Source organism: Actinomycetota bacterium, from assembly GCA_030017835.1.
Taxonomy (GTDB): Bacteria; Actinomycetota; Aquicultoria; order UBA3085; family Oleimmundimicrobiaceae; genus Yes70-04.
Window position 1 is genome coordinate 1 of record JASEGU010000054.1, and the last position, 2,380, is coordinate 2,380.

Below are 2,380 nucleotides of genomic sequence, written 5' to 3' on the forward strand. Positions count from 1 at the left end.
CGCTGCCCTGGAGGGCAGCGCCGCCCACATAACCAGCATTGCCGTAAAGGAGGACTTCCGAAGGAGGGGAGTCGGCACCGCCATCCTCTCAAGACTTTTTGAGCGATCCAAAGAGAGGGGCGCAACCTCTTTCACCTTGGAGCTCAGAAGGTCGAATGACGTCGCCTTCAAATTCTATAGTAAGCTCGGGTTTACACCATCCTTCATCATCGAGGGATATTACGATGAGGGCGGCGAGGACGCCATCGTAATGGTCGCTCCGCTATCGAGATTAAACCTCAAAGGTCGCCGCATCTCCACTTAAAACAGTACTTAGTAGACCTTCCAATCGGACAAATTGACAAGGCAAACTCACGCGGTTATTATATAACAGGATGGTTATTTAAATTATGGATGAGCTAGCAAAACTGTTCAAGACCTTATCTGATGTGAATAGGCTCAGAATATTCGCACTCCTAAGCGAGCGCAAGATGTGCGTCTGCGAGTTGGCATTTGCTCTTGGGGTCACTCAGCCGGCTGTCTCGCGCCATCTGAAGCGGATGAAGGAGGTTGGTCTCATTGGTGATGAGCAGGACGGCCACTGGACCAACTATTTCTTGCTTGGCCTAAGGGAGGAGCACAAGCCCGTTTTGAGCTACGTCAGAGAGTGGCTTAAGCAGAGCGAGCTTGCCAAGGGCGATCTTTTGAGGCTTGAAAAATTCGACAGATTTCATAGCTGTAGAGATTTGCCCGAATAAAACCACCAACACTACAAGGAGGACGAAATGGCAAAAGAGAACGAAACTGCGTCAACCAAGAAGGAGGGTTTCCTTTCCAAATTGATAGGCAAGATGGATAAGAAGCTTGAGGAGAAGGCAAGCGATTGCTCCTGCTGCTGCTCATCTGGTTGCTTAGATGATCCAAAAGATCAAAATGACGACAAGGATAATAAATGCTGTTAAAGCTGGTGGAATGGCTTGTTAATGATATATTTGGACTTAAGGCCAAGGCCGCCGAGATCGCCAGCTTTTTTCTCTATGATTCAATAAAGATACTCTTTCTGCTCTTTGTGCTCATCTCGATCATTGGCTTTGTCCGCACCTATCTTCCCCAGGATAAGCTGAAAAGCTGGATGAACAGAAGGGGGCTTGCCGGAAACTTCTTCGCCTCCCTATTTGGGGCAATAACTCCCTTTTGTTCCTGCTCTTCGATCCCGATATTTTTGGGCTTTTTGGAGGCCGGAGTGCCGCTTGGGGTGACATTCTCTTTCCTCATAACCTCGCCGATTATAAACGAGTATCTGGTCATCCTGATGCTCGGTTTCTTTGATTTCAAGATAACCGTAGCTTACGTGGTAAGCGGTCTTTTGATCGGGACGGTTGCCGGATCGGCCTTGGGCCGGATGAACCTAGAGGAAGAATTGGTGTCAGACTTTGCGGCCAAGAGGAGTGATGAATCCTGTTTTAGGGCTGAAGAATACCCAAACTTTGCTAGCCGAGCCAAATTTGGTCTAAGTGAGGCCAAGGATATAACGGCCAAGGTCTGGCTCTGGGTTCTCTTTGGTGTCGGGATCGGAGCCCTTATCCACAATTTCGTGCCCGATGAGGCGATTCAGCTCTTGATCAGCAGGACAGGTATCTTTTCGGTGCCTATTGCGGTCCTTATCGGGGTGCCGATGTATGGAAGTTGCGCGGCCATCGTGCCCATTGCCGTCGTTCTATTTCAGAAGGGGATTCCGCTCGGCACGGCCTTATCCTTCATGATGGCCGTCTCGGCTTTGAGCTTGCCCCAGGCGGTTGTGCTGAGAAGAGCTATGAAGCTTAAGATGATCTCGATATTCTTTGCCATAACCACAGTGGCCATGATCTTCACCGGCTACATGTTTAATTTTCTGCAGAGGGCGTTGGTGTAGTAGACGCAACTCTTCTGGTCAGTGCCACAGATATTTTTTGAAAGGGGTCCTCTCATTAAGGCACCCCTCAAGTTTGGCAAATTTTTCCTAATATTTTCCCCTAAATTTAAGGGAATATTGCTTTTCATCGCCAAAAACCGTATCACGGGGACCGTAATGATGCACTATTTTTAGGTCGGCTTCTAAAGATTGATTGGGCAATGTCTTATATTTGCCAAAGTAGTAATGTCTTTCGTCGCCACCATAAAGATTTCCTTCACTAAAGACGATTATGCCTGTTCCGGGAACTCCTGTAGTTGTGGCAAAGTGGGCGGTCCAAAGAACCCCAAGTTCGACCACGATAATCCTCTTTCATCTTATTTATTACCGGCACATGCTGGCCCGATTGCTTAAGACCAAAAGCGCAACTATGTTATTTGGGATATTTTGGTAAAGGGATATGAGCCCACCAGCTTGAACTAGTAGCTAAGAGTGAATGGCAACCTGTAA

5 protein-coding genes are annotated in these 2,380 nt (G+C 47.9%); 4 read left to right on the forward strand and 1 reads right to left on the reverse strand.

Annotated features, from left to right (window positions below):
* From QMD53_07055 to QMD53_07070, 4 genes are all read left to right on the forward strand, one after another.
* The coding region (locus QMD53_07055; protein ID MDI6800394.1) for a GNAT family N-acetyltransferase at nucleotides 1-304 on the forward strand (304 nt) is incomplete at its 5' end.
* A gap of 85 nt (nucleotides 305-389) precedes the next feature.
* Nucleotides 390-737, forward strand: coding sequence for a metalloregulator ArsR/SmtB family transcription factor (locus QMD53_07060; GenBank protein MDI6800395.1), 348 nt, complete (start codon nucleotides 390-392; stop codon nucleotides 735-737).
* A 27-nt stretch (nucleotides 738-764) separates the two neighbouring features.
* On the forward strand, nucleotides 765-941 hold the full coding sequence (locus QMD53_07065) for a hypothetical protein (protein MDI6800396.1): 177 nt from the start codon (nucleotides 765-767) through the stop codon (nucleotides 939-941).
* Nucleotides 942-946: 5 nt separating this feature from the next.
* Nucleotides 947-1,891 carry a permease gene (locus QMD53_07070; protein MDI6800397.1) on the forward strand — a complete coding sequence of 315 codons (945 nt, stop codon included), beginning with the start codon at nucleotides 947-949 and terminating at the stop codon, nucleotides 1,889-1,891.
* An 87-nt stretch (nucleotides 1,892-1,978) separates the two neighbouring features.
* Here the strand turns inward: QMD53_07070 and QMD53_07075 are convergent, their stop codons facing one another.
* Nucleotides 1,979-2,230 carry a hypothetical protein gene (locus QMD53_07075; GenBank protein MDI6800398.1) on the reverse strand — a complete coding sequence of 84 codons (252 nt, stop codon included), beginning with the start codon at nucleotides 2,228-2,230 and terminating at the stop codon, nucleotides 1,979-1,981.
* Between the last annotated feature and the right edge of the window lie 150 nt (nucleotides 2,231-2,380).

Coding starts and splice junctions, on each gene's coding strand:
- QMD53_07065 (MDI6800396.1), top strand. CDS start 765: ATGGCAAAAGAGAACGAAACTGCGTCAACCAAGAAGGAGGGTTTCCTT.
- QMD53_07060 (MDI6800395.1), top strand. CDS start 390: ATGGATGAGCTAGCAAAACTGTTCAAGACCTTATCTGATGTGAATAGG.